The sequence below is a fragment of the Serinicoccus kebangsaanensis genome, from assembly GCF_008919445.1.
In the GTDB taxonomy this organism is placed as follows: Bacteria; Actinomycetota; Actinomycetes; order Actinomycetales; family Dermatophilaceae; genus Ornithinicoccus; species Ornithinicoccus kebangsaanensis.
On sequence record NZ_VSLG01000003.1, the window covers coordinates 119,789 to 144,515 of the forward strand.

Here is a 24,727-nt window from a genome sequence, read left to right on the forward strand (position 1 = left end):
AGGGGCTCGACCTCAGTCCCGGGGCCGCCAGTCCTGGCGGCGGCCACCGTCGCCGTCGGCGCCGCGCCGCCCGCGACCACGGTCATACCCACCGCGACCGGGACGCCGTCGCTGGTCCGGGCGTGGGCCGCCGTGGCCCCGACCACGGCCCGGACCCCCGCGGCGCGGTGCCCGCCGGGGCCGCATCACGTCGTCGAGGCGGCTCTGCGGCACCGGCTCGCCCTCCGGCACCGCACCGCCCGCGGTCTCGATCACGGCGTGGTCCTCGGGCGCGACCGGGCGGGGCTCGGTCTCGACCCCGGCGGCGTCGAGCATCCGGGCGACCTGGCGCTTCTGGTGCGGCAGCGCCAGCGTCACCACCACGCCGTCCTCACCCGCGCGTGCGGTGCGTCCGGAGCGGTGGAGGTAGTCCTTGTGGTCCGCCGGCGGGTCCACCTGGAGCACCAGCGAGACGTCGTCGACGTGGATGCCACGAGCGGCCACATCGGTGGCGACCAGCACCGGCAGGGTGCCGGACTTGAAGGCGTCCAGCACACGCGTGCGCTGGGCCTGGTTCAGCCCGCCGTGCAGGGCCGCGGCGAAGACGCCGGACTCGCGCAGCTGCAGCGCGACCCGGTCCGCGCCCAGCTTGGTGCGGCAGAAGACGACGGTGCGTCCGGACCGGTTGGCGATGGCGGCGGTGATCGGCTTCTTGTGGTGCGGGTGGACCAGGAAGATGTGGTGGGCCATCGTCGTCACGCTCGCCCGGGCGTCGTCGGTGGAGTGGGTGACCGGGTCCTTGAGGTAGGTCCGGGCGACGTCGTCCACGCCGTGGTCGAGCGTCGCGGAGAAGAGCAGCCGCTGCCCCTGCGCCGGGGTGAGGTCGAGGATCTGGCGGATGGCCTCGACGAAGCCCATCTCCGCCATGTGGTCCGCCTCGTCCAGGACCATGACCTCGACCTCGGAGAGGTCGGCGGCGCTGCGGTCGATCAGGTCGATCAGCCGACCCGGGGTGGCGACCAGGACGTCCACGCCCTTCTCCAGCGCGCGCAGCTGCGGCGTGTAGGGCATCCCTCCCGCCACGAGCACGAAGCGACGGTCGACCGCCCGGATCAGGGGCGCGAGCGCGTCGGAGATCTGCATCGCCAGCTCGCGGGTCGGTGTGAGGATCACCGCCCTCGGGCGGTGCGGGACCGCACGCGGCCGGGTCGCCAGCCGGTCCAGCAGCGGCAACCCGAAGGCCATCGTCTTGCCGGAGCCGGTCTGCCCGCGGCCGAGCAGGTCACGGCCCGCCATGGCGTCCGGGATGGTCGCGGCCTGGATCGGGAAGGGTGCCGTGATGCCGGTCCGGGCGAGGGCGCCGACCAGCTCCTCGCGCAGCCCCAGCCCGGCGAAGCCGTTGTCCGCGGTGACGACCGCGGCCGAGTCCTCGGCGGCCGCCCCGGCGAGGCGCTGCTGATATGCCTGGTCCGCCTCGTCCCGGTCCGCCTCCGCGTCGTCGAAGGCGGCCCGCTCCACGGTGGGGCGGCGTCGCCGGTCGTCGCGCTCGTCCCACCCCCGGTCCCGACGGCGCTCCTCCCAGGGGCGTCCCTCGTGCCGACCCCGTCCAGGTCGGCCCTCGCGCTCCTCGCGGTGCGCCCGCCAGGTGTGCTCCTGGTAGCCCCTGCGGTCCTCGCGGCGGCCCCCTCGCTCGTCCCGGTCGTCCCGCCGACGCGGACGCTCGTCGTAGCGGTCGTCCCGCCGACGCGGACGCTCGTCGTAGCGGTCATCGCGCCGACGCGGACGCTCGTCGCCGTCGCGGCCACGGCTCCGGGACTCGGCACGGTCACCGCGACCGCGGGGGTCACGCTCGTCACGGTCACGCCAGCGGTCCTTGCTGCCGCGCGGGGGGCGGTCGGACGAGCCGGCGCCGGACCGGCGGTCGCCGCGGCCACCCTTCAGCTGGGCACGGGCCTGCTTCTCGCGCGCCTGCCGGGCGGCCTTCTTCTGGGCAGCGGTATGACGGGGCTTCTTCTTGCCGGACGCGCCGGCGCGGGCGGGCTTGGCCATGGGTGGCTCACCTTTTCGAGTGGGGTCGAGGTGGGTTCTCGCCTCGACGCCCTCAGGCGTGACCGGACCTACCTCCAGGCGCGTCGTGGCGCCCGATGTCGTCCTCAGGGCCGGATCGCCCGGAGGGTCCTCGCCGCAGCGGGCGAGCGCATCCATTCTAGCCGACCGGGGCGGGGTGTCCCGACGCGCGGGACGTGCCCGGGCGCTAGGGTCGGCGCCATGGTGCCGGACCCCGACGCGGACCCCTTCCCCGGCTTCGTGAGCACCGTCCTTCCCGAGCTGGGCGGGTACCGCGACATCCGGCGTTCGTGGGGCACGCGCGGCACCATCAAGGCCGCGGCTGCCGCGCACGGCCTGGAGGTGGACGAGTACCCGGGCGGCATCCAGGTGCTCCGCCGGGACGGCCGGACCATCGGCATGATGCACAAGATGGTGAGCTCGCTCGTCCCGCTCCCCGTGGCCCCGCTGTGCCGGGACAAGGAGTCCACGAGCGCCGTGCTGCGGGGGGCCGGCCTCCCGGTGCCGGCCACCCGGTCCTTCCGGGCGGCGGAGCGGGCGGAGGCGGTCGAGTATGCGCTCGGCCTGGGCCGGGCCGTGGTCAAGCCGCGCGACGGACGCGCGGGTGCGGGGGTCGCCATCGACCTGACCGAGCGGGTCGAGGTCGAGGCCGCCTGGGACGCCGCGCAGCAGCTGGACCCCGCGGGCGTCGTCCTCGTCGAGGAGCACGTCGTCGGGATGGACGTGCGCGTCACCACCGTGGGTGCCCGCGCAGCCGGCGTGTGCGTGCGGCTGCCCCGGTTCGTGGTCGGTGACGGGGTCCGACCGATCCCGGAGCTGGTCCAGGAGCACCGCGCGCGCCGCCACGCGCACGCACACTTCCGCGAGGGGGAGTTCCCCCCGCTCGGCACGGTCCTCGAGGACCGGGTCCCCGCCCGCGGCGAGGTGGTGCTGCTGGGGCGTCGCGCCATCATGGCCAACGCCGAGACGGCCGAGCTGCTCGGCACCGGCCGGGTCCACCAGGAGCACCTGGAGCTGGCGCTGCAGGTCGCCCGCGCCCTCGGCACCGGCATGTGCGGGGTCGACCTCATCGTCGCCGACCCGTCCCGGCCCGGAGGTGCGGTCATCAACGAGGTCAACACCTCACCGAACCTGCGGCTGCACCACTTCCCTGCCTACGGGGCCTCGTCCGACGTCGCCGGGGCGATCGTGGCGGAGATGATCTCGCGGGCCGAGCACGGCCTGCCGTCCGCCGGGTGGCTCGCCGACACCTCGCCCGAGGGCGGGCTCAGGCGTCGATTCGGTCTCGGTCGAGGTCGTGGGCGGAGTCGACGATGAAGTCCTTCCGCGGGGCGACCGAGGAGCCCATCAGCAGCTCGAAGACCTCGTCCGCCCGGGCGGCGTCGGCCAGGGTGATCCGCCGCAGCGTGCGGTGGCGCGGGTCCATCGTGGTCTCCGCCAGCTGGTCGGCGTCCATCTCCCCCAGGCCCTTGTAGCGCTGCATCGGCTGCTTGACGCTCCGCCCCTTCTTCTCCAGGGCCGCCACGGTGCGCCGCATCTCGGCCTCGGTGTAGGTGTAGACGAACTCCCGCTCGCGCCCCTTGCCCCGGCCACCGGACACCTCGATCCGGTGCAGCGGCGGCATGGCGGCATACACCCTCCCCGCCTCGACGAGGGGGCGCATGTAGCGGAAGAACAGGGTGAGCAGGAGGGTCCGGATGTGGGCGCCGTCCACGTCGGCGTCGGTCATGATGATGACCTTGCCGTAGCGCACCAGGTCGAGGTCGAAGGACCGTCCGGAGCCGGCCCCGATCACCTGGATGATCGCGGCGCACTCGGCGTTGGAGAGCATGTCCTGGACGGACGCCTTCTGCACGTTGAGGATCTTGCCGCGCAGCGGCAGCAACGCCTGGTAGTCACTGGTGCGGGCGAGCTTCGCGGTGCCCAGCGCGCTGTCGCCCTCCACGAGGAAGAGCTCGGAGCGGTCGGTGTCGTTGCTCCGGCAGTCCGCGAGCTTGGACGGCAACGAGCTGGACTCCAGCGCGTTCTTGCGACGCTGGGTCTCCTTGTGCAGCCGGGCCGAGATGCGTGACTTCATCTCGGCGACGACCTTCTCCAGGAGCAGCGAGGCCTGGGCCTTGTCCCCTCGGTGCGTGCTCGTGAGTCGCTCGGTCAGCGCCTTCTCCACGGTCCGGGAGACGATGGAACGGACGGCGCTGGTGCCGAGCACCTCCTTGGTCTGTCCCTCGAACTGCGGCTCGGGCAGGCGCACCGTCACCACGGCCGTCAGCCCGGCCAGGATGTCGTCCTTCTCGACCTTGTCGTTGCCGACCTTGAGCTTGCGCGCGTTGGTCTCCAGCTGCTTGCGGAAGACCTTCATCAGCGCCTGCTCGAAGCCGGCGACGTGGGTGCCACCCTTGGGGGTGGTGATGATGTTGACGAAGCTGCGCACGGCGGTGTCGTAGCCGGTCCCCCACCGCAGCGCGACATCCACCTCACACTCCCGCTCGGTCTCCCGCGACACCATGTGCCCCAGCTCGTCCAGCATCGGGACGGTCTCGGTGAAGCTCCCGGAGCCCTGCAGGCGCCACACGTCGGTGACCGCCGGGTCGGTCGCGAGGTACTCGGCATACTCGGCGATGCCCCCGGAGTAGGCGAACGTCTCCTCGGCCGGGCCGTCCGCGCCTGGTGTCCCGGGCAGCCGCCGCTCGTCGCGGACCACCATGGTCAGGCCGGGGACGAGGAACGCCGTCTGCCGGGCGCGGGCGACCAGCTCGTCGTAGGCGAACTGGGCGTCGGCGAGGAAGATCTGCGGGTCGGCCCAGTAGCGCACCCTGGTGCCGGTCACACCTCGCCTGGCCTTGCCGACCACGGCGAGTTCGCTGCTGCGCTCGAACGGGGCGAAGGTGGCCGTGGGCTCGGGGCTGCCGCCCCGGTCGTCGAAGGTGCCCGGCTCGCCGCGCCGGAAGCTCATGCCGTAGGTCTTGCCGGCGCGGTCGACCTCGACGTCCAGCCGTGCCGACAGGGCGTTCACGACCGAGGCGCCGACCCCGTGCAGACCACCCGAGGCGGCGTAGGACCCGCCCCCGAACTTGCCTCCCGCGTGCAGCTTGGTGAAGACGACCTCGACCCCGGACAGCCCGGTGCGCGGCTCGATGTCGACCGGGATCCCCCGGGCGTGGTCGCGGACCTCGACCGATCCGTCCTCGTGGAGCAGCACCTCGATCCGGTCACCATGACCGCCCAGCGCCTCGTCCACGGCGTTGTCGATGATCTCCCAGAGACAGTGCATCAGCCCCCGGGCGTCGGTGGACCCGACATACATCCCCGGGCGCTTCCGGACCGCCTCCAGGCCTTCCAGGACCTGCAGGTGGCGGGCGGAGTAGTCCTGAGTGGTCACGCCCGGCAGGGTAGCGCGCGCCACCGACAGGCCCCGGGAGGCGCGTCGGGAACCCCACCCCCGACGGCGCCGTCTTACGCGCACAGCGAAACGCGCTCGCTCCGGGGCACAAAGGCACGGTGCGGCGGCGTTGACATGTTTGACTGTGACGACCAACCGTCGGTTGGCCACTGGAGAGGAGACCGCCGTGAACGCCACTCTGACCCCTGAACTCAGCACCGCCGACCGCTGCGACCGCTGCGGGGCACAGGCCTACGTCCGGGCCCGGCTCGGGGACGGCCTCGAGCTGCACTTCTGCGCCCACCACGGGCGTGAGCACCTGGACAAGCTGCGCGCGGTCGACGACGTGCACATCCTGGACGAGACGCACCGGCTGGAGGAGGAGGAGACCCCCGCGGTCTGACCCCACCAGCACGACACCCGACGCCCGCCCGGCTGCAGAGCCGGGCGGGCGTCGGGCTGCGTCAGGCAGAATCTGACCCATGGAGCCCGCCGAGATCCTCATCCTGGTGCTGATGGCGGTCGGGGTGGTGGGAGTCGTCATCCCCGTCCTGCCGGGCCTGCTCATCGTCCTGGTCGGCTCGCTGGTCTGGGCGCTGACCGAGCGGAGCGCGCTGGGGTGGGTGGTCTTCGGGCTGTCGACCCTGGTCTACCTGCTCGGGGTGGCGCTGCAGTGGGCCATCCCCGGCCAGCAGATGCGGCGGGCCGGGGTCCGGACCTCCACGCTGGTCATCGGCGTGCTGTGCGCGCTGGTCACCGGGGTGCTGATCCCCGTCGTCGGACTGTTCGTCGGCTTCCCGCTCGGGATCTTCCTGGTCTCCCTGGCCCGCACGCGCGACCGGGGCGAGGCGCTCCGGGCGACCCGGCACGCGCTGCGCGCCGTGGGGCTCAACATCCTCATCGAGCTCGCCACGGCCTTCGCCCTCATCGCGATGTTCGTCGTGAGCGCGATCGTGCTGACGCCCTCGTGAGCACGCGGACGCCCTCCGGTGCCTGTCTCCCTGCGGACGGCACCGGAGGACGTGGCTCGTGGGTCCTGCGGGTGGTGCGGGAGGTCAGCCCTCGACCATCCGGGCATACACCACGGTGTTGTCCTCGTGGCTGCCGGCGGCCTCGTCGAACTCACCACCGCAGGTGATGAGCCGCAGCTCGGGCTCGCTCGTCGGTCCGTAGACGTCGACCGTCGGGAACTCGTCCTTGGCGAACTGGTCCACGCGGTAGACCTCGAAGATCACGGTCCGGCCGTCCTCACGGTCGACCTCGGCCGTGTCCCCGGGCTCCAGCGCCCCGAGGTCGAAGAAGATGGACTCGACGCCGCCGGCACCGGTGACGTGCCCCTCGATGACCGTGGGGCCGGCCTCACCCGGGGTCGGGGACCCGTCGTACCAGGCCGCCTCGTGGTATCGGTCACCGCTGGGCACCTCGAGGGTCCCGTCGTCGGTGAGACCGAGCGCGTGCAGCGGGCTGGTGACCGAGATGGACGGTATGCGCACCTCCACCGGCTCGGACGGGTCCAGTGCCTGGACCGTCGGCTCGGCCTCGGACTCGCTCGGCTCGGCGGTCGCAGACTCCGTCGCCGTGGGCGAGGCCTCAGCCTCCGCCGTGGACCCGGAGGTGTCCTCGGAGGCGCCGTCGCCGCTGCCGGCGTCGCTGTCGTCCGACGTGTCGTCGTCAGCGGTAGGGCTCGGGCCCGCGGCTGCCTCGGTCGGGGAAGGTGGGTCGGGTCGTTGCGTGCCGAGACCGAACCCGACCAGCACGACCCCGACCAGCAGGGCGAGCACGGCCAGGGCCGTGAGGGCAAAGCCCCCACGGCCCCGGCTGTTGCTCTCGAGCGACATGTCAGCTGTCGGTGCGACGACGCTGGTTCAGCGCGAAGGCACCGGCACCGGCCGCGGCCAGCAGGGCACCACCGGCGATCAGGCCGGCGTTCTCGGTGCCGGCGGTGCTGCCACCACCGGTCGCCACGCCACCACCGGGAGCGCTCATCTGACCCATCTCGAAGGCGCCGCAGAGCGCCGGGTCGGTGGCCTCCGAGGGCAGGCTGTCGTCCAGGTCGGACATCTGCTCGCCGTCGTACTCGCCGGAGCCGTTGTGGTCGACACCGTGGATCACCACGACGCCCTCACCACGGTGCAGCGCCTGGCCCACCTCGTTGGGCACCTCGAAGGTGCGCTCGTAGGTGTAGGTGCCGTCGGCCGGGAAGTTGGCCACGTCGAGCGCGGCGGCCTCGGAGGTGTCGGCGTCGTTCCCGGTCAGGGACACGCGGACGGCGCCGTAGCTGTCGATGGCGTCCGTGGTGCGGATGGCACCCTCGAAGCCGCTGCCCTCCATGTTCGGGTCCGGGCACTCGCCGGCGCCACCGATGTGGATGTGCTGGGCGTGCGGGTTGCCCTCGAGCAGACCCTGCACCTCGACCTTGATCCACACCTCGTTGCCGGTGACCTTGGCCCAGGCGTTGCCGCTGCCGCCGGAGTCGTTCAGCTCGGTGAACTCGGTCATGAGCTCGACCGTCTGGTTCTCGTGCGCCGCCAGGGCGGGCGCGGCGCTCACCGCGAGCAGTGCGGGGGCGGCCAGGGCGGCCATCGTCGTCGTGAGCTTCTTCATCGAGGTTCACTCCTCCATCTGGTGCCGCTGCAGCCCGTCTGCCACAGCGTGGGTACAGGAGGGATTCGGCGCGGCCCCAGGTCCGGATTGCGGATGTGACGAACGTCACTCCGAGGTCGGGAACCTCGCGCGACGGCGGTAGCGGGGCGGGCCTGTCAGGCCAGGGGGACGACGACGAAGGGCTCCGTCGTCGGCTGGTCCGAACCGCCCGTGGGCTCCACGGTGAACCCGACCGCGACGGCGTCGTCCGGCGAGCCCTCCAGCAGGGCGGTGCGCTCCTCCAGCATCTCGGGCTGCAGCACCCCCGCGGACCGGGCGGTCCCGTCGGCGCTGACGAACCAGGCCTGGTAGACGCTGCCCGCCCGGGGGGAGGCGAACTCGGCCGGGAGCTGGACGACGGCCCGGCCCTCGGCCGCCGAGACGATGACGGCGACCGGGCCGTCCTCGGTGTCCGCGGTGTGCTCGGAGGCGTCGTCGGCGCGGATGACCTGGGTCGCAGGGTCGGGGTTGAGAGCCTGCGAGACGCCCCAGACGCCTCCGGCCAGCACCACCGCGGCAGCGGCGGCGGCGAGCCAGCGCCCGGGGCCACGGGTGGGGGCGCGGTGCCGACGTCGGGCGTCCAGGGACGTCACGTCGGCCGCACCGTCCTCGTGGGGCTCGGCGGTTGCGGTGGCGTCGCCGTCTGCCGGCGACCCGGTGGCCGCGGCCTCTCCCCCGGCGGCGTCGCGCGCCGCCCCGGCCGTCTCGGGCCCTCGGGCCTCGGTGGCGACGAGATCGAGCACGGAGGCACGCAGCTGAGCGGGGGGCTCGACCTCGAGACCGTCGCTGAGCACGAGGGCGAGGTCCTGCAGCTCCTCCACCTCACGGCGGCACCGGTCGCAGTCGGCGAGGTGCGCCTCGAAGGCCGCCCGCTCGTCGGGGTCGACGGCATCGACGGCATAGGCCGCCGCCAGGTCGTGCATGTCCGCCTCGCTCATCCCTGCTCACCTCCGTCCAGCTGTGTCCGCAACTTCCGCAACCCGTCCCTGATCCGCGTCTTGGCCGTTCCGAGCGGAATGTCCATGCGCTCAGCCACCTCACGGTGGGTGAACCCGGAGAAGTACGCCAGGGCGAGGGTCGTCCGGTGTGGTTCACCGATCCGGTCCAGCGCCTGCTGCACTCTTCCTGCCTCGATCCGCTCCACGGCCTCCTCCGCGGTGACGTCGTACGGTGGTGTCTTGTTCTCTGATTCGTAGCGGTGCAACCGATCGGATTGCGCCTGTTCGGAACGAACCCGGTCCACCGACCGGCGATGGGTCAGGGTCATCACCCAACCGACCGGAGAACCGCGACCGGGATCCACCTCGGACGCCTGTCGCCAGATCTGCAGGAAGACGTCCTGGGTGACCTCCTCGGCGAGGGCGCGGTCACGGACGATGCGCAGGGCCAGGCCGAAGACGCGCGGAGCGAGCTGGTCGTAGACCTGGGCCAGGGCGCTCTGGTCGCCCTCGGCCACCGCGCGGATGAGCTCGATCAGCTCCGGCCGACCGGACGGGGAAACGTCGACGACCCGGGCCTGGCCCGGGTCGTCATGAGAGGCGTCGGAGGTCAGAGACCCTGCTCCCGTCGCCGATCCCACTGCTGCTCCATCCGCTCCATGAAGGTGCCACCACGAGAGCTCTTCTTCTTCGTCGTCGGCCCGGCACCCGGACCGCGGACGTGGCCGTCCTTGCCGACGACCCCGAGCCGCCCGCGCCGTGAGGCGTTGCGGGAGGGGGACGCGGCCCAGGCACCTCCCAGCACCATGGCCAGGAAGCCGAGCGCACCGACCCAGATCATGGAGGACATCACGCCCACGACGACCAGCGCGAGGCCAGCGAGAGCGGCGACGACACCGAGGACGAGGCGGCGTCGGTCCAGGCCGGCGGCGGCGCTCCCGGCGGCCGGGCGCTTGAGCTGGCTCGCGAGCCGGGGGTCCTCGGCGTAGAGGGCCTGCTCCATCTGCTCGAGCACACGCTGCTCGTGGTCTGAGAGCGGCACGTTCACCTCCGGTGGTGCGAGTCGTAGGTCGCCGGCACGGGAACCGACGTCCTCGTCCTGTCTTTCAGGATAAGGCGTCAACGTCCGGAGCACTAGCCGGAGTTCCCCAGCCCTGACGCGCCCCTGTCGAACAGGACCGAGCATAGGCGGACTGCGGGGGGCGCCACAGCAGCGGGTCGGACCACGTGCGTCACCGCTGCAGCAGACTGGCTGGACGCACCGCCTGCTGCCCGAACCGGGCGACGGCGCGATCCGCTGCCCGTTCGGCCTCGCGCCAGCCCTTCTCGGGCTCGTCGAGCCGACCCTGGACCAGCGTCCGGTCAGCCTCGGTGATGCCCTCCACCCGCACACCCAGCATCCGGATCCGGGCTCGCTGCAGTCCCAGCGCGGCATACAACGAGCACGCGGTGCCGTGGATCTCCCGGGTGACATCGGTGGGGACGGCCACGGTGCGAGACCGGGTGAGGGTGGTGAAGTCGGAGAACCGGACGGTCAGCACCACGGTGCGGCCCAGGACCCCCGCGTGCCGCATCCGGCTGGCCGTCCGCTCTGCGAGGTGCAGCAGCTGGCGTCGGACCAGCTCCGGGTCGTCCACGTCCTGTCCGAACGTCTCGGAGGACCCGACGCTGCGCTCCCGACGCTGCGGCACGACGGGATCCTGGTCGATCCCCCAGGCCAGGGTGTGCAGCCGCGTCGCGGACTGCTCGCCGAAGGCTCGGCGCAGCGTGAGCAGGGGCACATGGGCCAGCTGGGCCACCGTGTGCAGGCCCAACCGGTGCAGCTCGGCCTCGGTGGACTCCCCCACCCCCCACAGCGCGCCCACCGGCATGGGGTGCAGGAAGGGGACCACCTCGTCCCGGGTGATCAGCCTCATGCCGTCCGGCTTGGCCGCCCGGGACGCCATCTTGGCGACCGCCTTGGAGGGGGCGCCACCGACCGAGCAGGTGATCCCTTGCTCGTCGGCCACGGTGTTGCGGATCCACCTGCCGATGCGTTCCGGGTCGCCCCAGGACCGCCCGGTGGTCGAGATGTCGAGGAAGGCCTCCTCCATCGAGACGGGCTCGACCTGGGGGGTGACCTCGGCGAAGATCGCCATCACCGCCTCCGAGACCCGGGCGTAGCTGTCCCCGTCAGGACGGACCACGACCAGCGCCGGGCAGAGCCGGCGCGCCGTGGCCATGGGCATACCGGAGCGCACGCCGTAGGCGCGGGCCTCGTAGGTCGCGGCCAGCACCACGCTGCGCCACCCACCCCCGACCACCATCGGCTGTCCTCGCAGGTCGGGACGGTCCAGCAGGGAGACCGCGGCGTAGAACGCGTCCATGTCGACGTGCAGCACCCATCCTCGCCCGGACCGGGCCGAGGACCCCGCGCGGTCGGAGACCGGACCGGCACGGTCACAGGTCGTGGTCACCATCCGGGGCTCCCCGGGCTGGAGTGCCACAGCTTGGTGCCGGGCTGACGGGTGGCCTCACCGGCCGGAGCGACATCGGCATACGGCGACTGGGCGAAGCCGGAGGCGTGCAGCAGCACCCTCCGGCCCGGCGGGGCGCCGGCCTCCTCGGACGCACGCCGCGAGGCGTCCTCCGCCTCCTGGGCCACCTGGCGGGCGGTCCGCTCGGCCTGCTCCATCGCCGCGAGCGCCGCGGCACGCCCTCCGGCCTCCCAGGCCTGCGCGATCTCCCCCAGCTCCCACGCCGCGGTCGCCCTGATCGACACCCCCCTCGGGCCGGTGCGTCGCACCACGCCTCGCACCACGAGCAGCCAGGAGTGGAAGACGGTGGCGGCGTAGGGCCCCTGGACGTCTTCGAAGAAGGTGGCGTCGGCGGGTCCGCTGCCGTCGTCCACGGTGAGGAAGACCACTCGCCGACCGGACCGGACCGGGGGGGTCTGGGTGGCCACCTTCGCCCCGGCCACGAGCACCTCCGCCCCGCTGCCGTAGGAGAGCAGGTCCCGGGACCGGGTCACCCCGAGCTCGGCCAGCATCGGCCCGAAGGTGTCCATCACGTGGTGGCTGACGTCCATGCCCAGCACCTCCAGCTCGGCCCGCAGCTGCTCGGACTCGCTCATCTCCGGCAGGCCGCTGCCGACGAGCGGTGCCGGGTCGTCGCCGAGCTGCAGGGTCAGCTGCGTGGCCGGACCCTCGCCGGCAGCGTGCCACGAGCGCCTCCCCACGGCCTGACCTCCCGCCCGCGCGGCCACCTCACCCGCCTCGATCACCGGCGCCGGCCGCCTCCGGCCGCCGCGGGCGCCCCGACCGCTGGTGGCGTGACGCGACCAGCGCTCGAGATCACGCACGTGCAGCATCAGGTCGCGGCGGGTCAAGGTCGCCCGGCCAGCACCTCCCGTCGACCGACCAGAGGTGTGCTCACCCCGAGGGCTGCACCGCCCGACCCGGTGCAGCCGGTCCAGCGCACCCGCCAGCACCAGCCGCTCCGCCGTCGGGCGGCTGGGGTGGGCGCGGTGCCACAGGTCGGACAGGGAGTCGTAGGGCGCTCCCGCGACGATCCGGGCGACCTCGTCGTCGGTGATGCCCTTGACGTCGGCCAGCGACAGGCGGATGCCGTAGCCGGCCGCCCTGCGCTCGACCAGCTCCATCGTGGCGTCGACCCGGTCACCGGTCCGTCGCACCGTGCCCTGCGTGGAGGGCGGCCCGGCGGGCGCGGAGAGGAAACCTCCCGGTATGCCGGAGTCCTGGTCGAGGTGGGCACCGGCGTCCTGCGCGGGCTGGTCCACCCGCTCGACCCGGTAGGTCGCGCCCGAGGCGTTGACGTCGAGCCCGAGCACGTGGACCCCCATGGTCCTGGCCTCGTCCAGGATGAGGCGCTTGGGGTACATCCCCGGGTCGTGGGTCAGGACGCCGGCGAGGAACGCCGCCGTGTGGTGCGTCTTGAGCCAGGCCGACTGGTAGGTCGGGAGCGCGAAGGCGGCGGCGTGCGCCTTGCAGAAACCGAAGGAGGCGAAGGCCGCCAGCACCTCCCAGATCCGGTCCACCTCGTCCCCGTGGTACCCCCGGGCCGCAGCCGCGCCCCGCCACCACACCTCGACCTCGTCCTGCCCGGCCGGGCTGCCCATCGCGCGACGCACCTCGTCGGCCTGGGCCAGCGACACCCCGGTGGTCTCCGCGACGATCTGCAGCACCTGCTCGTGGAAGACCACCACCCCGCACGTCTGCTCCAGGTGGGGCACCAGGCTGGGGTGGAGGTACTCCGGCTCGCCCCACCCCTGGCGTGCGTGCAGGAAGGGCCGGATCATGTCGGACTTGACCGGACCGGGGCGGAAGAGCGAGATGTCGATGATGATGTCGGCGAAGCTCTCGGGCGCGAACTTCCCGACCAGCTCGCGCTGCCCGGGCGACTCGATCTGGAAGCACCCGAGGGTCCGGGTCGACTGGATCAGGGCGAAGGTGTCCGGGTCGTCGAGCGGCACCTGGGCGCGGTCGTCCAGATCGATCCGGCTGCCGTCGACCCGCTCGACCTCGTCCAGCGCGTGCGTCATCGCCGACTGCATCCGGATGCCCAGCACGTCGAGCTTGAGCAGCCCGAGCTCCTCCACGTCGTCCTTGTCGAACTGGCTCATCGGGAAGCCCAGCCAGCTGGCCTCGACCGGGGTCCGGTCGAGCAGACCGGTGTCGGACAGGACCACCCCGCAGGGGTGCATCGCGATGTGCCGCGGCAGGCCGTCGAGCGACTCCACCAGCTCCATCAGCAGCTGCATCCGGGGCGCGTCCAGCCCCTGCCGACGCAGCTCGGGAAGGTCCCGGATCGCCGCGCGGGCATCACGCGCGCGGATGTGCGGGAAGGCCTTGGCGATGATGTCGATCTCCCCCGGCGGCATCCCCAGCGTGGCGGCGACGTCCCGCACCGCGTGACGCACCCGGTAGGTCTCCGTCATCGACACACAGGTCACCCGTTCGGAGCCGAACCGCTCCAGGATGCGCTCGTAGAGCTCGGTACGCCGGGCGGACTCGACATCGATGTCGATGTCCGGGAGCTGGGCGCGCAGCGGTGAGCAGAAACGCTCCATGAGCAGGCCGTGCTCCATCGGGTCGACCCCGCTGATCCCCAGCAGGTAGGTCACCAGGCTCCCGGCACCCGACCCACGGGCGGCCACCCGTACGCCGTGGTCCCGGATCAGGTCGCACACCTGGGCGACGGTGAGGAAGTAGGTCGGGTAGCCCAGCCCGGCGATGACCCCCAGCTCCTCCTCGAGCCGGTCGTGGACCTTCCGCCGGAACGACGGACCGCCCCCGGGGTATCGCGCGCCGACGGCCTGGGTGCAGCGCTCGGTGAGGACCTGGTGGGCCTGGCCGACACCGCGCACCCCCAGCACCTCCGGCTCGGGGAGATGGACCGCCCCGATGCCCAGGTCGGACCGGGCGTCCTGGTGACAGGCCACGGCCAGCTCCAGGGTCTCGCGCAGCAGCTCCTCGGCCCGGGCACCTGGTCCGGCAGCGCGTTCGAGCTGGTGGGCCAGGGCATGCATGGTGGCGGTCGTCGCCAGATGCCCGGCGCTGCTGACGCGGTCCAGGTGACGCTCGTCCAGCGCGACCCGTCGCCGGGCCGCGTCGAGCACGTCCACCACGCGCGCCTGCTCGGGGCGGGCGTGCCGCACCGCGGCCGTGAGCACGGCGGGGATGCCCGCCTCCCGGGCCAGCGCCCAGGACGCCGTGGCGTGCGCCAGGCTGCCCGGTGTCCCGTCGGGTCCCCCGTGACAGACCACCTCGATCCGCACCGCTCCCGCCGGGAGCAGTCTGGTCCACCCCAGGAGCAGCCGTCGGGCCAGGTCCCGACGTCGAGCCAGCAGCGCCCGGCCGACGTCGGAGTCCGGACCGAGCAGCACGACGACCGGTGCCACCCCTGCCGTGGTCGCCGCCGCGCGGGCGATGAGCTCGGGGGTGACCCGGGGGACGGACCGCTCACCCGACAGATGGGTGTGGGTGACCAGCCGGCACAGGCGGGACCATCCTGCTCCTGCCTCGGCCCCGCCGCGCTGGCCCCGCGCCAGCAGCACCACCCTCGGCTGCTGGTCGTCGACCAGCGTCCCTCCCTTGACCGGCGTGCGTGGACCACGCCGCTCCGGTCGGACGTCGAGACCCTCGCCCCATCCGCGACCGGGGGCCACCCGGTGCCGTCCTGGCGGTGGGTCGTCCCGCAGCCCGGTGACGAACGGGCTCCCGGCCGGGCCCGGTCCACCCTGGCCCGGCCCGGGCGGCGAACCCCCCAGGGCGAGATCCACACCGAGCACCGGGGCGATCCCCGCCTCGCCGCAGGCACGGACGAACCGCACCGCACCGTAGAGCCCGTCACGGTCGGTCAACGCCAGTGCCGACTGCCCCAACCCGGCCGCCCGGTCGACCAGCTCGGTCGGGTGGGACGCGCCGTAGCGCATGGAAGCACTGGAGGAGACGTGCAGATGGACGAAGTCGTCACCGGCGCCGCTCACCGGTCTCACCCAGGACCCAGCGGCACCAGCTCGGAGTGCAGCGGTGTCTCGCACGGCAGGTGCAGCGACGCGCGCACCAGCTCCAGGAAGCGCTCCCCCGCCCGGACCAGGTCGTCGGCGTCCCGCGCCGTGACGGTGGCGCGACCGGCGCCACGCTCCAGGACGATCCGCCGCCGACCGGACTCGGCGAAGAACGCCGCCCACTCGGTCAGCTCGGGTGCCACCGAGGGCAGCACCTCCCACACGCTGCGGGGGCGGCTGCGCCTGCTGGGCGACGGTGTCGTCCGGGCGGCCAGCAACGCCGCGCCGGCCCGCAACGCGGCGAGGTGCGCCTGGGTGTACCGCTCTGCTGCGGTGCCGCTGTGGCACGCCTGCAGCAGCACCCCTCGCGAGCGCTCCAGCAGATCCAGCACCGCCCCCGCAGTGGCACCTGTCTCGGTGACCGTCATCTCCTCGTCCTTCCGTCGTCCTGTCCTGCACCAGCTGGTCGGCCGTCCATCGGCTCCTCCGCCGCGGGCATCAGTCGGCCACCCGGTCCAGCCACCACTGCTCTCCCTGGACGAGGTCGTAGACCCCGGTCCCGGACGTCCTCCCGGCGCTGGCCTCGACCCGCCAGACCACCCGCTCCAGCTGACCGTCCACCTCGCCCTCGACGGCGTCGACCGTGGCGCCCTGCTCGACCTGCGGCTGCTCGCTCCTCCACCACGGGACCCGCACGGTCCACCGGTCCAGCACCGCACGCACGAGGTGCGGCCGACCCCGCCAGAGGAAGACGGTGGGCACCTGCGGGCACTCGCCCGCGGGGCTGACCGGCACGGCGCCCTCCCACCGGACACCGTGCTCCTCCGCCGCACCCACCTTCATCTCGACCGGCTCGTGATAGCTCCTGCTCATGCTTCTTCGTCCGCCTCCTCGACGTCGCACGGGCCGGGCACCGACCACCTAGGATCATCGAACTCGTGTTCGACGATGGGAACAAATGTACGACTGCGCACCGACAGACTTCAACCCCCGACCCCCTGTGGACAACTTCTGCGCCCGCCGCGGCATCCGCAGCAGCATGGAGGTCGTCTGCCGGCCCGGGCCGCGGGAGGGGGTGGCCCGGGCCGGCCGGACGGCGGATAGGCTCAGGTGCGGGCGATCAGCCGGGCCCACCACCCTCCCGGCCACCCCACCGGCGACCCGGCCGAGGCACAGGAGGACTCGTGATGCACGCCCTGGACGGCGTGGACCTGCGCCCCCGCGTGCAGCAGGCCCTGGACGACCATCTCACCCGGCAACGGGGCGTGCTGGAGGACCTCGGGCCCCCGATGACCCCCTTGGTCGACTCCGTCGCCGACCTGCTCTCCGGCGGCAAGCGGCTCCGAGCCGCCTTCTTCTACTGGGGATGGCGCGCCCTGGGCCGGCCCGACGACCACGCGGTGGTCCGTGCCGCCAGCGCGATGGAGATCTTCCAGGCGGCCGCGCTCCTGCACGACGACGTCATGGACAACAGCGACCTGCGCCGCGGTCGCCCCACCGCGCACCGCACCTTCAGCACCTGGCACCAGGAGCAGGGGTGGGCCGGTGACCCGGTCCGGTTCGGCCACGCGGCCGCCGTCCTCGCGGGAGATCTCTGCCTCAACTGGACGGACGAGGTCTTCGCCACCAGCGGACTGCCGGCCGCGGCCCTGCAGCGCGCCCGCCCCGAGTTCGACCGGATGCGCAGCCAGCTCATGGGCGGTCAGTTCCTCGACATCCTCGAGGGTGCTCGCGGGTGGCGCGACCTCGCCCCGGAGCAACGCCTGGAACGCTGCCTCACGGTCATCCGCTACAAGAGCGCCCGCTACTCCGTCGAGCAGCCGCTGCTCATCGGGGCGGACGCCGCGGACGCAGCCACCGGGACCCGGGTCGGACTGGCGGGCTACGGTGCCGCGCTCGGCGAGGCCTTCCAGCTGCGGGACGACGTCCTGGGTGTCTTCGGTGATCCGGAGCAGACGGGCAAGCCCGCGGGGGACGACCTCCGGGAGGGCAAGCACACCGTGCTGGTCGCACACGCCCTCGCCCACGCCGACCCCGAGGGTGTCGAGCTCATCGACGCGTCCCTCGGGACGGCGGACCTCGACGACGCCACGGTCCAGGACGTCCGTGACGTCCTGGTGCGCTCCACCGCCCTGGAGCGCACCGAGGAGATGATCAGCGGCGGTGCCCGCCGCGCCCTGCAGGCGCTGGACCGCACCCCGGGCCTCACCGACGAGGGCCGGCAGGCCCTCCGGGACCTCGTCGCCATCTGCACCGACCGCGCGCTCTGACCACCAGCTCGGGGGGCCGAGCCGGCACCCTCCACGCCGCGATCTGCTAGAAGGCCTGCTCCTGGGCCCGACGACGCACCTCGGTCTTGGCCCCCGACCGGAGCGAGGCGATCGCGCTGCCGCCCGGCAGGGTGTCGTCCGGCGCGTGCAACCACGCGACGATCTCCTCGTCGTCGTGCCCGCCGTCGTCCAGGACGGTGATGGTCCCCCGCAGTGCGGGCAGCGGCGCGTCGTCGACGAAGAAGCTGGCGGGGATCATCACCACCCCGTCCGGACCTCGACGCACGCCGACGACGTCGCGCTCCTGCAGCCAGCGACGCACGGTCTGCAGGCTGGCACCGGTGCGCTCCCCGACGTCGGGAACGGTCAACCACTCTGAAACTACATCGGTGTCACTTACCACATCTTCCAGTCAATCACATCATCCGACACGCCGAAAGGGTGGCGCTCCTGCTCACGGGCAGGTACTGTCCCTTCTGCCTCGCCAGTCACGATGTCCCCTAGAGCCGCGTGAGGCACATCATCCCCACGACCACCACTCCCTGGAGGACCCGACGTGAGCCCCCTCTTCGCCGCCCTGCCGCCCGGAGACCTGCCGTCCGTGGCCTACGTCGCCCCCACGGGCGTGCACGCCACCGCACCGATCGCGGTCCTGCCGACCGCCGGCGGCACGACCCACGTGGTCGCGCCGGGAGACACGGTCTACGACCTGGCCGAGCGCTACGACGTCACCCCGAGCGCCATCCTGCGCGCCAACTCCCTCTCCGACGGGGGACGCTGGATCATGCCCGGCGAGAAGCTGCGCATCCCCGGCACGGACCGCGCCACCGCGCCCACGCCCTCCGGTGGCGACTCCGGCACGAAGGCCCGCAAGGCCGCACCGGCGAAGGCAGGCGGCGGCACCGTCACCGTGCGTCCCGGCGACACCCTGACCCACCTCGCCGCACGGCACGGGGTGAGTGTCGAGCAGCTGGTGGACGCCAACTCGATCAGCAACAGCCGCCTGATCTACCCCGGCCAGGTCCTGCACCTGACGGGGTCCGGCGACCGGTCGACCGGTCCACGGCGCGATCCCGCGCCGACGGCGAAGCAGTCGACCTCGTCGACCTCGTCCTCGACCTCGGGCACGGTCACCGTCCGCAGCGGGGACACCCTCTACGACCTCGCGGCCCGCCACGGCGTCAGCGTGGCCAGCATCGCCCGCGCCAACGACCTGCAGGACACCCGGCTGATCTACCCGGGGCAGAAGCTCCGGCTGTCCGGATCGGCCCCTGCGGCCGACCGCCCGGCACCCAAGGCCGACCGCTCGGCCAGCCGCTCCACCACGCTGGACCGTCCCTACGACGAGCACACGATCGGCGACCACCGCGCCGGGGAGAAGGTGCCCGACACCTTCCTGCACTACCGCTACAGCGACGGGATCGCCCGGTCGGCGGCCGCCAACCGCGACTACCTCACGTCGATCGAGGTGCCCGACCGGGAGGCCATGCGCGACCTCATCGTCCGCACGAGCAAGCGACACGGCGTCGACCCCACCCTCATGCTCGCCCTGTCCTACCAGGAGTCGGGCTGGAACCAGCGGGCCGTCTCGCCCGCCAACGCGATCGGTGCGATGCAGGTGATCCCGAGCTCCGGCGAGTGGGCCTCGGGCCTGGTCGGTCGCGAGCTGAACCTGCTCCAGCCGGAGGACAACGTCACCGCCGGGGTCGTCATCATGCGCACCCTGCTCCGCTCCGCGGACAGCACCGATGCGGCCATCGGCGGCTACTACCAAGGGCTGGCCAGCGTCCGGCAGTACGGCCTCTTCCCCGATACGCGCCAGTACGTCGCCAACATCAAGCACTTCCGCACGACGCTCTGAGCGGCCCGCCGACGGCATACCGTCGACACCACGTCCCACGGTCCGGGCCTCCGGCTTCGTAGACTCGGGACGTGAGTGCCCCGACCCCCACCCTCTACGACCGCGTCATCGACGGTCGCTACCAGGTGGAGGCCGAGCTCGCCCGCGGCGGGATGGCCACCGTCTACCGTGCGCGTGACCTGCGGCTGGACCGCCCGGTGGCGCTCAAGGTCATGCGGCCCGACCTGGCCGACGACGACACCTTCGTCCGGCGGTTCGTGGCCGAGGCCCGGGCTGCCGCACGGCTGACTCACCCGCACGTGGTCGGGGTCTACGACCAGGGGGAGGACGACGACGTCGTCTTCCTGGCGATGGAGCTCGTCGAGGGCCCGACGCTGCGCGACATCATCACCGACCACGCCCCCCTCTCGACCCGGCGGGCGATGGCGCTGCTGCTGCCCGTGACCGAGGCGCTCTCCGAGGCGCACCGGCACGGCCTGGTCCACCGGGACATCAAGCCGGAGAACGTCCTGCTCGCCGGCGGCCGGGAGAGCGGGGTCAAGGTCGCCGACTTCGGCCTGGCCCGGGCGGTGTCGGCCTCGGGACGCCATGCCAGTGCCGAGCTCCTCTGGGGCACCGCCGCCTACCTGGCGCCGGAGCAGGTGGAGCACGACGCCGTCGACGCCCGGACAGACGTGTATGCCGTCGGGCTGCTGCTCTTCGAGCTGCTCACCGGACGGAAGGCCTTCCCGGGCGGCGACCCGCTCCGGGTCGCCTACGAGCACGTCCACGGCAGCGTCCCGGCGATCCGCGACACCGCCCACGGCGTCCCGGCGGCCGTCGAGGACCTCATCCGGCGCGCGGCGGCGACCGACCCGGCCGACCGGCCGCACGACGCCTCCGCCCTCCTGGTGCAGATGCGGGCCTGCCTGCGCGAGCTCAGCGACGCCGAGCTCGACGAGGTGTCGGCACCGCAGCAGACCGAGCAGGTGCCGCAGGCGCGCGCCGGCGACCTCACCCAGGTCGTGGGCGCGGACGGAGGGTCGACCCGACAGCTCCCGCTGCACACCGCGCGGTCCGACGGTCACTACGCGCGGACCACCGGCAACCGGACGACGCGACCACCGACAGTCACGAAGCCGCGACGCGACCGCCCGCGGCGCCGGGGGGGTGTCGTCCTCACGCTGCTCTTCCTGCTGCTCCTGGGTGGGGGCGGGTATGCCGCGTGGTGGTTGCTCGAGGGACCAGGGGTCCACTCGGCCATGCCCGAGGTGGTCGACCTGCCCGAGCAGGAGGCGAGGGGGCTGCTCGATGCCGGGCAGCTCGACCCGGTGATCACCTATGCCTACTCCGAGGACGTGCCCGACGGCACGGTGATCTCGGCCGACCAGCAGGTGGGGGCCCAGGTGCGCCACGGCACGGACGTGTCCGTCGTGGTGTCCCAGGGCCCGGAACGCTATGACGTCCCGCCCCTGACCGGTCTGGCCCTGGAGTCGGCGCAGGAGGCCCTGGACGGGGCCAACCTGGTGCTCGGGGAGCAGACCCGGGAGCACCACGAGTCCGAGCCCGAGGGCCGGATCCTGCGCACCTCCCCCGAGGCCGGCGAGCCGTTGCCGCCGGGTGGCTCGGTGGACGTCGTCGTCAGCGACGGCCCGGCACCGGTCGACGTGCCCGATGTCACGGGTCAGCCGGAGCAGCAGGCCGTCGCGGCGCTGAGCGATGCCGGCCTCACCGTCACGGTCGACCCGGAGAGGGCCTTCGACGACGAGGTCCCGGAGGGCGCGGTGCTGGCCCAGACCCCGGCCTCGGGCCAGGTGGAGCGCGGGACCGGCGTGACCCTGACCATCTCCCAGGGGCCGGAGCTGGTGGTGGTGCCCCAGGTCGTGGGTCGGCAGTTCTCCGTCGCAGAGGAGGAGCTCACCGAGCTGGGCCTGGTGGTGCGCCGCGAGGACGTGCGTGGCGGCTTCTTCGGCACCGTCCGCGAGCAGTCGGTCGAGCCGGACCAGGAGGTCCCGACCGGCACCGAGATCGTGCTGACGGTCGTCTAGGACTGCCTAGGCCTGGTGCGCCCACCGCTCCTCGTGGGCGACGCGGCCGCGCGGGTGGTAGCCGTGCGACTCCCACCAGCCCTGCTGCGGCCGGTCGTGGTAGGTCACCTCGACCACCCACTTCGGCCCCTTGAAACCGTAGAGGTGCGGGAGCACCACCCTGGCCGGCCAGCCGTGCTCCGGCGTGAGCGGCTCACCCCCCACGCTGTGCGCGAGGAGCGCGTCGGGGTGGCGCAGGTCCTCCAGGTGGACGGCGGCGGCGTAGCCGCGCGTGGCGGCCAGCAGGACGTGCTCGACCCCGCGGGCGGGTGGCGCGAGCGCGAGCACGTCGCGCATCCGCACACCGCCCCACCGCAGCCCGGGCACGGTGTGCCGGTCCACGCAGTGCATCCCGGCCACCACCTCGACCTGCGGCAGCGCGCCCAGGTCCTCCCAGGTCAGCACCCTCATCCCGCCGTCCCTGGTCTCCCCCGCGAGGGTGAGCGTCCAGCTGTCCGGGTCCAGCCGGGGCACCCGGCCGTAGTGCGAGGCACGCCAGGTCCCGGTGGGCCGCTGCCCCGGGGGGAGAGCGTCCTCGGAGGGGCCGGGCGGCATCACGACGCCCGGCCGGCCGCTCGCTCGTCGAGCGCGGCGAGCAGGGTCTCCTGCGCGTGCCGGGTCATGGCGTCGTCGATGTCCAGGTGCCAGACGAAGCGGGCGTGCCGCGCATCGGTCGGATAGCCGTGGACCCCCCGGTCACCGACGGCCGCGACGAACTCGGCGGCGGGCCACCCGGCCGCCCCGACGTCCAGCACGAGGATGTTGGTCTCGACCCGGGCGGCGTCCACCACACCAGGGAAGGCCTCCCCCACGGCCGCCGCCACGGCCGCGGTCCGCGCGTGGTCCTCGGCCAGCCGGTCCAGCTGGTGCTCCAGGGCATACCGCCCTGCTGCCGCCAGCAGCCCCACCTGGCGCATCCCGCCACCCATCCGCTTGCGCAGGACGCGAGCGCGGGCGATCCGGTCCGTGTCGGCGACGAGCACCGAGCCGACGGGTGCCCCCAGCCCCTTCGACAGGCAGACCGACACCGTGTCGGCGCAGCTGCCGTAGTCCGCCAGCGGCACACCGGTGGCCACGTGCGCGTTCCACAGCCGGGCTCCGTCGAGGTGGACACCCACCCCGACCGACGCCGTCTCCTGCCGCAGCCGCTGCATCTCGTCGAGCGGCTGGACGGTGCCACCACCGAAGTTGTGGGTGTTCTCGACCACGACGCACGCGGTGCCCACCTGGTAGGCACCGCCGTCCGGGACCATCACCTGCAGGGCCGTGTCGACGTCGATCCGTCCCCGGTCCGCCACCCAGCTGCGGGTCGTGATGCCGGAGTATGCCGCTGCCGCGCCCAGCTCCGCGCGCAGCACGTGCGCGAGGTGGTCGGTGATGATCTCCTGACCGGGGCCTGCGTGCAGGCGCAGCCCGATCTGGTTGGCCATCGAACCGGTGGGCATGAACAGCGCCGCCTCGTGACCGAGCAGCTCCGCCACCCGCGCCTCGAGCGCCGCGACGGTCGGGTCCTCGCCGTAGACGTCGTCCCCGACGTCCGCGGAGACCATCGCCTCGCGCATACCCCTGGTGGGGCGGGTGAGCGTGTCCGAGCGCAGGTCGGCGACCGGTGCCGTGCCGGGGGTGGTCCCGCTGCTCACCTCAGCGTCCGCCCCGCTCCAGCATCTCGGCCACCAGGAACGCCAGCTCCAGGCTCTGCTGGTGGTTCAGCCGGGGGTCGCAGAGGGTCTCGTAGCGCAGGCCCAGGTCGTCCACGTCCACCGGCGAGGTCCCACCCACGCACTCGGTGACGTCGTTGCCCGTCAGCTCCACGTGGATCCCACCGGGGTGGGTGCCTGCCTCGGCGTGCGCCTCGAAGAAGCCCCGGACCTCGTCGACCACGTCCTCGAAGCGACGCGTCTTGTAGCCGCTCGGGGAGGTGAAGGTGTTGCCGTGCATCGGGTCGCACACCCATGCCACCCGCCGGGCGTCCTCCCCGAGCGAGGTGAGCAGGGGCGGCAGCACGTCGCGGATCTTCGCCGCGCCCATCCGGGTGATGAAGGTGAGCCGCCCCGGGGTGCGGTCCGGGTCGATCCGGTCCATCAGGGCCAGCACGGTCTCCCGGTCGGCGGACGGCCCCAGCTTCACCGCGACGGGGTTCTGGATCCGGGAGACGAAGTCGATGTGCGCGCCGTCCAGGTCGCGGGTGCGCTCCCCCACCCACACCAGGTGGCTGGAGGTGTCGTAGAGCAGCCCGGTGCGGTGGTCGCGACGGACCATCGGCCGCTCGTAGTCCAGCACGAGCGCCTCGTGCGCGGAGTAGAACTCCACCCGCCGGATCTCCTCCGCGTCCGCCACGCCGGAGGCCTCGAGGAAGCGCAGCGCCCGGTCGATGTGCCCAGCCATCTGCTCGTACCGCTTGTAGGCGGGGCCGGCGAGGAAGCCCTTGTTCCAGGCGTGCACGCTGCGCAGGTCCGCGAACCCGCCGCTGGTGAAGCCTCGGACGAGGTTCAGCGTGGCCGAGCTCGCGTGGTAGCACCGCAGCAGCCGCTCGGGGTCCGGCCGGCGGGCCTCCGGGGTGAACTCGAAGCCGTTGACCATGTCGCCGCGGTAGGCGGGCAGGGTGACGCCGTCGCGGGTCTCGGTGTCCGAGGAGCGCGGCTTGGCGAACTGTCCGGCCATCCGCCCCACCTTGACGATCGGCATACCCGCGCCGTAGGTCAGCACGACCGCCATCTGCAGGATCGTCTTGATCCGGTCACGAATGTTGGGTCCGGTGACGTCGGCCAGGGTCTCCGCGCAGTCACCACCCTGCAGCGTGAACGCCTCACCGGCCGCGACGGCGGCCATCCGCCGACGCAGCTGGTCGCACTCGCCGGCGAAGACGAGCGGCGGATAGGTGCCGAGCACCGACAGGGTCTGGGCCAACGCCGCGGGGTCCGCCCAGGTGGGCTGCTGCCGCGCCGGCAGGTCGGGCCAGTCGATGTCGTGGCCACCCGAGGTGGCCAGTCCGGTCAGGTCGATGCTCACCGCACCA

Annotated in this window: 21 protein-coding genes; 6 read left to right on the forward strand and 15 right to left on the reverse strand. The window is 73.0% G+C overall.

The features are described from left to right. Positions 1–12: 12 nt before the first annotated feature. The gene (locus FXF60_RS04530; protein WP_202879560.1) at positions 13–2,028 is read right to left on the reverse strand and encodes a DEAD/DEAH box helicase; all 2,016 of its coding nucleotides are present in this window, start codon (positions 2,026–2,028) and stop codon (positions 13–15) included. 219 nt (positions 2,029–2,247) lie between these two features. Here FXF60_RS04530 and FXF60_RS04535 point away from each other — a divergent pair, with 219 nt between their 5' ends. Further along, positions 2,248–3,363 (forward strand): hypothetical protein, encoded by a 1,116-nt coding sequence (locus FXF60_RS04535; RefSeq protein ID WP_151524083.1) that lies wholly within the window; start codon positions 2,248–2,250, stop codon positions 3,361–3,363. Here FXF60_RS04535 and FXF60_RS04540 read toward each other — a convergent pair. Beyond that, a complete protein-coding gene (locus FXF60_RS04540; protein WP_192796592.1) occupies positions 3,314–5,425 on the reverse strand; it encodes a DNA gyrase/topoisomerase IV subunit B in 2,112 nt (703 codons plus the stop codon). The genes FXF60_RS04535 and FXF60_RS04540 overlap by 50 nt on opposite strands. Before the next feature lie 187 nt (positions 5,426–5,612). On the opposite strand from FXF60_RS04540, the gene FXF60_RS04545 reads away from it, so the two are divergent. Continuing rightward, positions 5,613–5,828 carry a DUF7455 domain-containing protein gene (locus tag FXF60_RS04545; RefSeq protein WP_151524085.1) on the forward strand — a complete coding sequence of 72 codons (216 nt, stop codon included), beginning with the start codon at positions 5,613–5,615 and terminating at the stop codon, positions 5,826–5,828. 79 nt (positions 5,829–5,907) lie between these two features. After that, positions 5,908–6,396: a DUF456 domain-containing protein gene (locus FXF60_RS04550; RefSeq protein WP_151524086.1), complete on the forward strand. Its 489-nt coding sequence runs from the start codon at positions 5,908–5,910 to the stop codon at positions 6,394–6,396. 84 nt (positions 6,397–6,480) lie between these two features. Here the strand turns inward: FXF60_RS04550 and FXF60_RS04555 are convergent, their stop codons facing one another. The 9 genes from FXF60_RS04555 to FXF60_RS04595 all read right to left on the reverse strand — a co-directional run bounded on the left by FXF60_RS04555 (position 6,481) and on the right by FXF60_RS04595 (position 16,387). After that, positions 6,481–7,263, reverse strand: a complete 783-nt coding sequence (locus tag FXF60_RS04555; protein WP_151524087.1) for a class F sortase — start codon at positions 7,261–7,263, stop codon at positions 6,481–6,483. Position 7,264: 1 nt separating this feature from the next. Continuing rightward, positions 7,265–8,029 carry a CHRD domain-containing protein gene (locus tag FXF60_RS04560; RefSeq protein WP_151524088.1) on the reverse strand — a complete coding sequence of 255 codons (765 nt, stop codon included), beginning with the start codon at positions 8,027–8,029 and terminating at the stop codon, positions 7,265–7,267. 155 nt (positions 8,030–8,184) lie between these two features. After that, positions 8,185–9,006, reverse strand: a complete 822-nt coding sequence (locus FXF60_RS04565) for an anti-sigma factor (RefSeq protein WP_151524089.1) — start codon at positions 9,004–9,006, stop codon at positions 8,185–8,187. After that, positions 9,003–9,647 carry an ECF RNA polymerase sigma factor SigK gene (gene sigK, locus FXF60_RS04570; RefSeq protein ID WP_151524090.1) on the reverse strand — a complete coding sequence of 215 codons (645 nt, stop codon included), beginning with the start codon at positions 9,645–9,647 and terminating at the stop codon, positions 9,003–9,005. Before sigK ends, FXF60_RS04565 begins: the two co-directional genes overlap by 4 nt. Next, the gene (locus tag FXF60_RS04575) at positions 9,617–10,048 is read right to left on the reverse strand and encodes an SCO2097 family morphological protein (RefSeq protein WP_151524091.1); all 432 of its coding nucleotides are present in this window, start codon (positions 10,046–10,048) and stop codon (positions 9,617–9,619) included. Before FXF60_RS04575 ends, sigK begins: the two co-directional genes overlap by 31 nt. A 190-nt stretch (positions 10,049–10,238) precedes the next feature. Continuing rightward, the gene (dinB, locus tag FXF60_RS04580) at positions 10,239–11,465 is read right to left on the reverse strand and encodes a DNA polymerase IV (RefSeq protein WP_192796593.1); all 1,227 of its coding nucleotides are present in this window, start codon (positions 11,463–11,465) and stop codon (positions 10,239–10,241) included. Further along, the gene (locus tag FXF60_RS04585) at positions 11,459–15,439 is read right to left on the reverse strand and encodes a DNA polymerase III subunit alpha (RefSeq protein ID WP_238335726.1); all 3,981 of its coding nucleotides are present in this window, start codon (positions 15,437–15,439) and stop codon (positions 11,459–11,461) included. The genes dinB and FXF60_RS04585 overlap by 7 nt, the downstream gene beginning before the upstream one ends. Positions 15,440–15,498: 59 nt before the next feature. After that, positions 15,499–15,942, reverse strand: coding sequence for an SAV_6107 family HEPN domain-containing protein (locus FXF60_RS04590; RefSeq protein ID WP_151524093.1), 444 nt, complete (start codon positions 15,940–15,942; stop codon positions 15,499–15,501). 70 nt (positions 15,943–16,012) lie between these two features. After that, positions 16,013–16,387 (reverse strand): DUF6504 family protein, encoded by a 375-nt coding sequence (locus FXF60_RS04595; protein WP_202879561.1) that lies wholly within the window; start codon positions 16,385–16,387, stop codon positions 16,013–16,015. Between the two features lie 314 nt (positions 16,388–16,701). Here FXF60_RS04595 and FXF60_RS04600 point away from each other — a divergent pair, with 314 nt between their 5' ends. Further along, complete coding sequence (locus FXF60_RS04600; protein WP_151524356.1) at positions 16,702–17,784, forward strand: polyprenyl synthetase family protein; 1,083 nt, start codon at positions 16,702–16,704, stop codon at positions 17,782–17,784. A 46-nt stretch (positions 17,785–17,830) separates the two neighbouring features. Here FXF60_RS04600 and FXF60_RS04605 read toward each other — a convergent pair whose 3' ends face one another. Further along, entirely contained in the window at positions 17,831–18,154 is a 324-nt protein-coding gene (locus tag FXF60_RS04605) for an Rv2175c family DNA-binding protein (RefSeq protein ID WP_238335704.1), read from the reverse strand. A 186-nt stretch (positions 18,155–18,340) separates the two neighbouring features. Here FXF60_RS04605 and FXF60_RS04610 point away from each other — a divergent pair, with 186 nt between their 5' ends. Together FXF60_RS04610 and pknB are read left to right on the forward strand one after the other, a co-directional pair. Beyond that, the gene (locus tag FXF60_RS04610; RefSeq protein ID WP_151524095.1) at positions 18,341–19,645 is read left to right on the forward strand and encodes a LysM peptidoglycan-binding domain-containing protein; all 1,305 of its coding nucleotides are present in this window, start codon (positions 18,341–18,343) and stop codon (positions 19,643–19,645) included. A 71-nt stretch (positions 19,646–19,716) separates the two neighbouring features. Next, entirely contained in the window at positions 19,717–21,672 is a 1,956-nt protein-coding gene (gene pknB, locus FXF60_RS04615) for a Stk1 family PASTA domain-containing Ser/Thr kinase (RefSeq protein ID WP_151524096.1), read from the forward strand. Positions 21,673–21,678: 6 nt separating this feature from the next. Here pknB and FXF60_RS04620 read toward each other — a convergent pair whose 3' ends face one another. The 3 genes from FXF60_RS04620 to FXF60_RS04630 are packed head-to-tail and all read right to left on the reverse strand — an operon-like array spanning position 21,679 to position 24,720. Further along, positions 21,679–22,266: a molybdopterin-dependent oxidoreductase gene (locus FXF60_RS04620; RefSeq protein ID WP_151524097.1), complete on the reverse strand. Its 588-nt coding sequence runs from the start codon at positions 22,264–22,266 to the stop codon at positions 21,679–21,681. Then, a complete protein-coding gene (locus FXF60_RS04625) occupies positions 22,266–23,351 on the reverse strand; it encodes a threonine aldolase family protein (RefSeq protein ID WP_238335705.1) in 1,086 nt (361 codons plus the stop codon). The genes FXF60_RS04620 and FXF60_RS04625 overlap by 1 nt, the downstream gene beginning before the upstream one ends. A 1-nt stretch (position 23,352) precedes the next feature. Then, complete coding sequence (locus FXF60_RS04630) at positions 23,353–24,720, reverse strand: class II 3-deoxy-7-phosphoheptulonate synthase (protein WP_192796594.1); 1,368 nt, start codon at positions 24,718–24,720, stop codon at positions 23,353–23,355. Positions 24,721–24,727 lie beyond the last annotated feature (7 nt).

Excerpts from the sequence above, each read along its gene's own strand:
- FXF60_RS04530 (WP_202879560.1), bottom strand. The coding sequence starts at position 2,028 with ATGGCCAAGCCCGCCCGCGCCGGCGCGTCCGGCAAGAAGAAGCCCCGT.
- FXF60_RS04535 (WP_151524083.1), top strand. The coding sequence starts at position 2,248 with ATGGTGCCGGACCCCGACGCGGACCCCTTCCCCGGCTTCGTGAGCACC.
- FXF60_RS04550 (WP_151524086.1), top strand. The coding sequence starts at position 5,908 with ATGGAGCCCGCCGAGATCCTCATCCTGGTGCTGATGGCGGTCGGGGTG.
- FXF60_RS04555 (WP_151524087.1), bottom strand. The coding sequence starts at position 7,263 with ATGTCGCTCGAGAGCAACAGCCGGGGCCGTGGGGGCTTTGCCCTCACG.
- FXF60_RS04560 (WP_151524088.1), bottom strand. The coding sequence starts at position 8,029 with ATGAAGAAGCTCACGACGACGATGGCCGCCCTGGCCGCCCCCGCACTG.
- FXF60_RS04565 (WP_151524089.1), bottom strand. The coding sequence starts at position 9,006 with ATGAGCGAGGCGGACATGCACGACCTGGCGGCGGCCTATGCCGTCGAT.
- dinB (WP_192796593.1), bottom strand. The coding sequence starts at position 11,465 with ATGGTGACCACGACCTGTGACCGTGCCGGTCCGGTCTCCGACCGCGCG.
- FXF60_RS04585 (WP_238335726.1), bottom strand. The coding sequence starts at position 15,439 with ATGCGCTACGGCGCGTCCCACCCGACCGAGCTGGTCGACCGGGCGGCC.
- FXF60_RS04590 (WP_151524093.1), bottom strand. The coding sequence starts at position 15,942 with ATGACGGTCACCGAGACAGGTGCCACTGCGGGGGCGGTGCTGGATCTG.
- FXF60_RS04595 (WP_202879561.1), bottom strand. The coding sequence starts at position 16,387 with ATGAGCAGGAGCTATCACGAGCCGGTCGAGATGAAGGTGGGTGCGGCG.
- FXF60_RS04600 (WP_151524356.1), top strand. The coding sequence starts at position 16,702 with ATGCACGCCCTGGACGGCGTGGACCTGCGCCCCCGCGTGCAGCAGGCC.
- FXF60_RS04620 (WP_151524097.1), bottom strand. The coding sequence starts at position 22,266 with ATGCCGCCCGGCCCCTCCGAGGACGCTCTCCCCCCGGGGCAGCGGCCC.